The sequence below is a fragment of the Desulfobacter sp. genome, from assembly GCF_050177295.1.
Genome location: NZ_JBFXHE010000015.1, coordinates 21,112 through 27,644 on the forward strand (window position 1 = coordinate 21,112; position 6,533 = coordinate 27,644).

The following is a 6,533-nucleotide window of genomic DNA, read 5'->3' on the forward strand; positions in this document are numbered from 1 at the left end:
CTGATGCATCAATAAAAAAGGAGGAGCCATGTTTAAACATACTCTAGCAGCGACAGACCTTGTGGGAGTTAAGGATCCGGTAGTGACAGGGGCTGCTGCAATCGCCGGAACCCATCAGGCCAAGCTCAACATTCTTCATGTAGCGGAGTCCTCCCATGAAAGCCGCCGACACCTGGTTAAGGATTTTAAAACAGGGGAGGAGATCGATTTTTCGCCGGCCTATCAGGAAATTGTCTGGAAAGAACTCTTTGGTTTTTATAAATCAATTTTGCCGGCGGGCATGGATTTTGACGTCAAGGTTGTTTGCGGATTCCCCTGGGAAGAGATTGTCCGTCAATCCCGGCATGTTAACGCGGGCATGATCGTCCTCGGCCCCCATTCCGAACGTGCTGCTGAAAGGGGAACCGTCCGGGTGGCCGGGAAGATCGGGAGCACCGTGGAAGGTGTGGTCATGCGGGAAAATTGTCCGGTGATGATTATCAATCCCGCAGTTCGTTTGTCCTCGGCAGCATTCAAAAAAATTGTAGTGGGGGTGGATTTTTCCGTATCCTGCGAATGCGCCTTGTTCTTTGCCCGGAAAACTGCGGAAAAATTCGGGTCGAAAATCTTTCCCTTTCACATGATTCCTGTGCCGCCGTATCCCAAGTATACCAAGAAAGATTATGAAGCAGACCGAAAAAATACGGAAAACCGTCTGGAAGAATTCTGCCGGGATTTGATCAAAGATACCGATTACGCTTATCAGATCTGGGGCGGGGCCCTGCCCCATCTGGAACTCGTTAAATGTGCGGAAAAGAACTCTGCCGACCTGATCATTCTGGGGTCCCACACAAAGAAAAAGGACTCAAAATGGTATGCCGGCAGTGCCGTGGAACGGACCGCTTTCCGGGCCGGATGTCCGGTGGTCGTGGTAACGGACCCGGAAGCCCTGGTATCCTGGGATGAAAGCGCCTCTAATGATCCTGCAATCGGTAAAGAAAAAGACCGGTCAATTCATGTGTTTACCGGCAAGGGGAATGAAGATCTGTGAAAGGTTATGTTCAGGTTTACACCGGCAATGGTAAGGGAAAAACAACCGCGAGCCTCGGGCTTGCAATCCGGGCGGCAGGTGCCGGGTTTGGGGTTTTCATTATTCAATTTATGAAACAGGGCATGTATTCCGAAATAAAAGCACTTAAAAAATTTGAAAATATCGTTGTAGAACAATATGGTGCCGGGAAATTTGTTAAAGGAACGCCTTCTGACGCAGAAAGAGCCGGGTGCCGGCAGGGGTATGAACGGTTATGCAGCATTATCGAATCTGGAAAATATGATCTTGTTATTGCTGAGGAGGCAAATGTAGCCTGTTCTTACGGCCTGTTTTCAGAGAAAGACCTTTTACACCTGATTGATATAAAGCCTGACCATGTTGAACTTGTTATTACCGGACGCGGCGCTCCTGCGTCTGTTATTGAAAAAGCAGATCTTGTAACAGAAATGACAGAAATAAAACACTATTATAAACAAGGTGTTGTGGCCAGGGTGGGTATTGAGAAGTGAGGACATGATTTTGGGGTGTCTACATTTCTTCTAACTTCCCATCTGGTTCATGGTGTTTACAAATAGCCTAGGCCGGTTTTAACACTACAAAAAAGTTGATAGTTTTTTGATCACCTGATAGATAAATATTCAGTTAATTTAGGATGTTATTGGCATATACAATCCTTTCTCAAAACTTAAATGGTGCAAGCGAACCATATTCAAAAAACCGTTATCATCAAGACGGCTCATTCAAGGAGAACATTATGACAGATATTTCAGATCAGAATTACAAGCTCTCTGGGGAGGAAATCCCATCCGAAAAAAGACAATCACTGATTCAAAAGCTCTACCAGGACTTGAGAAACAAGCAGCAAAAATTTTTAGGATACCAGGCAAATCAGGGTGTTTTTTATAAAGATGAGACTGCTGATTTCTTAAATATTCACGTAAATAATATAGGAGACCCGTTCACTTCCGGAAACTTTACGATTAACAGTAAAATAATGGAACGAGCTGTGCTGGACTACTATGCAAAACTCTGGCATGCAACAATGCGCACCGATAAGGGCGAGCAATCCATTGAAAGCTACTGGGGATATGTCCTTTCCATGGGAAGCTCCGAAGGAAATATTTACGGATTATGGAATGCCCGTGATTATCTTGCCGGACGCAAGCTGAAAGTTGATAATGATCCGGAAAAAAATAAAAAAACAAGTTATCTGTCACCACGTACGAACAAAGAAAACGGTAATGAAAACGCATATACTCCCGTGGCCTTCTTCTCCGAAGACGCCCATTACTCTATTGTTAAATACATGCGGGTTCTGGGGATAAAAACATTTAGCGAGATTGGATACGAACGCTACAAAGGACAAAACCCCATTTCAAACGATGGAGACTGGACGCGCACCCCGGAAGTGCCTTCCATGGACCACAGCTCAGGACCGGGATGCATTGATATTGAAGCCCTTGAAATGTTGGTTGAATTTTTTGCATCCCGGGGTTATCCGATACTGATTGTATGTAATTACGGATCAACTTTTAAAGGCGCATATGACGATGTCGCAGCAATTCAGGAAAGATTGATGCCCATCTTTAACAGATACGGTTTGGAAAATCGTGAAGCCACCTATGATGATGTCGATGAAAATGGAAAACCCTGTATAAAAACCGATACCCGAAACGGATACTGGTTACATGTGGACGGCGCTTTGGGGGCATCTTACATGCCGTTTATTGAAAAAGCCTTTGACCAGAAAAAAATAACCACAAAAGGGCCGGTGTTTGATTTTCGTCTGCCCATTGTAAATTCAATTGTAATGAGCGGTCATAAATGGCCTGGCGCACCATGGCCGTGCGGAATATTCATGACCAAAACCAAATATCAGCTCTTTCCACCTGATGATCCGGCATATATCGGCTCTCCGGACACCACCTTTGCCGGTTCCCGCAACGGATACTCCGCCATCATTATGTGGGACTATCTTGCACGCAACAGCTATGCCCGGCAGATTGAAGATGCTATCTACTGCGAAAATACAGCGCAATATGCGTATCATCAGCTGATAAAACTTGAACAGGAACATTATTCGCCTGGAGAGCTTTTTATTGCACGTACACCTCTTTCCCTGACCATACGCTTTAAACAGCCCAATCCCACCATTATTGAAAACTATTCTTTATCGTGTGAATCATTGTATGAAACCGGTGTCCAACGGCATTATGCCCATATTTTTATCATGAAGTCGGTAACAAAAAAGGTGATTGACAAACTCATCCGTGATCTGGGGAACAACGATGCTTTTCCTGATATTAATACCGCAAATAAAGCTGAAAAATTCTTTCATTCAAGTGGCTGGAAATAACCATTCGAAGACGTCTATCTATGATTCAAAAGGAGGAGATATATGGTTACACCACCCCGTCGGCAAACAGAAGATGAAAACAGAAATTTTGACCTTGTTCTGTCCGTTTCCTTGGAGGAATTTTATGGTATTGCCCTGCGCCAATGTGTTGAAAGTGCCCATTCTTACAAGTCCACCCTTGAAGCCGAGGCGACCAATGTACCGGTTCAAACCTCTGTCACGCTTGAAATTTATGAAGATGATGCCCAAACCTTAAAAGGCCTCCGGGAATATTTTCTCGACATCGTGAAGCAGTTTCCGGCCCACGAACAGGCCACTTTGACCTATATGCACGGCATGCTGGACAAAGAATCAGGCGTGCTTGACCGGATTAAGCAGGCCAAGAACGGTGGCGATGCCGTGGCAGCATACAACACCCTTGCACAACTGAAACTGAAGGCCTCGGGCGGTGACGGAACCGAACCTGGTCACTCGCGGTTTTCCCTTGCGGGAGAAGATCGTAAGATCCTGTTGAGACTGGTGCCGGATGCTGAGGTAAGCGCATTCGGAAAACGTGTGGACGCGGCGGTAAAGGATGCCGCAGAACACAAAGAATTTTACGGCTGCGTGATGCAGCTTCTGGACGAGCTGCGCGACCGCAAGTCGCGTCCGACATCGGCCGAGACTTTTGCCATCGCACTATCTTCGGCCTACCTGCGCAAAGGAATCCAGCAGCCCAGGCTTTTCAAGCCCTTAAGCCTTCCCGGCCGCCACAAACGCCACCAGTCCTTTGTCTTTGTCACCGACGCCGGCCCGGACCACATCAAGATCACCGCTCAGGACCGCTCGATGCTCGACCACGGCATTGTTGTACACATTGAACATATCGACAGATCTGAGACTGGTGACCGTTCCCTTATGGAAGCCTACCGGCTGCCGTCACACATTACGGCAGCACGGGTCCGCCAGCATGTGGGAGATCTTGCCCCGACCTCCTGCTTTATCGGCCGCCCGACCTTTGAGGGTCTTTCTTTCAATGCCCAGTACCCCCATGACATGAGCGGCAACGCCTTTGGCACCCTGGCCCGGCAATACTGCGAAGCAGGGCAGGCCGCCCATGATCCGGATTATTTTTTCAATGCCGCCCTGCTTAAGGCGGCCCACCAGACCGCCTCGGCATGCTCGGCAATGTTCGAGGCCGGTATTGTGGACGCAAAAATTGCCATCGAAAACATGACCGAGCAGCAGGCCATTCGCTTCATGAACGCGGTGGTCGCCAATGTCCGGCGGGACCCTGACCGGCAGTACCTTAGCGCAGCCTTCAATATTAACCGCCCGATCTTCAGCGAATCCCGGGGCAAGCTGTTGCAGCGCACCGATCCCGACGGGACCACTGCCATTGCAAAGGCTGCTGTTCAAATCACGCGCCAGGGCAACTTTGACAAGGTGACCCTGGACGGGGCCAGCGAACGCAAAGGCGCATCCGTTCCCGTGGTTGACCAGCTCTCACATCCCCAGATGCTGGGCTTTGTCCACGAAGCCCACCAGGCCGGCCTTATCACATACCTCTCCGCAGGCATTGATGCCTCGAACCTTCACAAAGCCGTCTACACCGGTGTTGACGGCATGGGCATCGGCTTTGCTCTCCATGCCCAGAACCCTGACAAGGCAGGGGTTATCGCGGCCCTGTCCGTTAAAAAAATCAACGAGATCCTGGAAAAACGGGACCAGGCCGAAGGCCATCTTTTCGGCAGGGCTGCCAAGGTCCTTGCCCATCTTGATTACGCCTCATTTGAGGGCTCTTTGTCCTCAGAACAAGAACAACTGCGGGAAAAACTTTTTGACACCCTGAACAAGCCCAGGATTGAGGATATCGTTGAAAATGACGTGAAAGCACTGCTTGATGAGCTGGAAGATGCATCCGTTGCAGCACCGGACGAGAATCATAAAGTTTACTCCCATGTGGCGCAGTTGCTGGACAACGACGCGTGCACCCTGGGGCGTTTCCTGCCCCCGGGGTGGCAGAAAGACCTCCACCAGATGAAAATGGAACATAACGTTGCGGGTCTGCGCCTTATTCTCTCTTCTGCCCAGGAAAAGCGGCACGAGGCTGAATCCGCCCCGCCGCCCCAGGACATGTCCAAGGCAGGTCCGGCCGCACCGGAAAACGCCGCGCCACTGACGTCCGCCGCCGGTACAAGCGAAGATGAACAAAGCTGGGTTAAGCTTGCCGAACTCACTGCGGCATCCACGGACCCCAAATCGGCCCAGCCCATAAAACACCATGCCGTGTATGAGGGTTCCGACCTGTCCGGAAAAGACGCCGGAGAACTGCTTAAAACCGCATCCGGAAAGGTCTTTGTGGGTGTTAAAGATTTTCCGGAAGGCGTCACTGAGGCAGAGCTTCTGCGCCGGGGCGCCATTGTTGTAAAACCGGCCCGGTACATGCCGTTCCGGGTGGGCAGGGACACGCTTTATACGGCCCGGGAGCTTCTGGACAACGATGCCAATATATACAACTGGTACAAGCATTTCGACCATGACACCTACGACAATATTATGATGGCGCTCCACGACGGGGTCATTCTCAACCTGCTGCAGGAGGAATACGCATGCCGAAAGCAGGTCGGCATCATGGGCGGTCATGCCATGCTGCGCGACTCCGGGGAGTATAGGGAGATCGCGCTTCTTTGCCGGGCCCTGGCCCTCAAGGAATTTGTGGTGGCCACAGGCGGCGGCCCCGGGGCCATGGAGGCTGCAAATTTAGGCGCCCATTTCAGCGGTTACAGCGAGGATGAACTGCTGGAGGCCATTGATATCCTGAAGGAAAAGCCCAGCTATCAGGACGATCCGGACAATTTGCTGGCCCGGAAGATTCTCCAGAGGTGGCCCCAGCCCTCCCCCTGCTCCCTGGGCATTCCCACATGGCTGTATGGACATGAGCCCCCCAACCTTTTCTGCAAATACCAGGCAAAATTTTTCAGCAACGCTGTGCGCGAGGATGTCCTTGTGCTCACCTGTAACTGCGGCATTATTTTCACGCCCGGGTCCGCAGGGACGCGCACTGAAATCGCCCAGTTTGCGGTGTCCGCCACCTATTCCAAGGAAACAGGCAGTGATTTTTCAAAACCCATGATTTTTTACGGAAATTTCTGGACGGAAAACACC

Annotated in this window: 4 protein-coding genes; all 4 read left to right on the forward strand. The window is 50.1% G+C overall.

From position 1 onward, the window contains the following. Positions 1–28 precede the first annotated feature (28 nt). Positions 29–1,030 (forward strand): universal stress protein, encoded by a 1,002-nt coding sequence (locus AB7U36_RS02600; protein WP_428158251.1) that lies wholly within the window; start codon positions 29–31, stop codon positions 1,028–1,030. Continuing rightward, complete coding sequence (locus AB7U36_RS02605; RefSeq protein WP_428158252.1) at positions 1,027–1,539, forward strand: cob(I)yrinic acid a,c-diamide adenosyltransferase; 513 nt, start codon at positions 1,027–1,029, stop codon at positions 1,537–1,539. The genes AB7U36_RS02600 and AB7U36_RS02605 overlap by 4 nt, the downstream gene beginning before the upstream one ends. A 245-nt stretch (positions 1,540–1,784) precedes the next feature. Beyond that, complete coding sequence (locus AB7U36_RS02610; RefSeq protein WP_428158253.1) at positions 1,785–3,386, forward strand: pyridoxal-dependent decarboxylase; 1,602 nt, start codon at positions 1,785–1,787, stop codon at positions 3,384–3,386. 42 nt (positions 3,387–3,428) lie between these two features. After that, positions 3,429–6,533: LOG family protein (locus AB7U36_RS02615; RefSeq protein WP_428158254.1), on the forward strand; the 3,105-nt coding region annotated here is incomplete at its 3' end.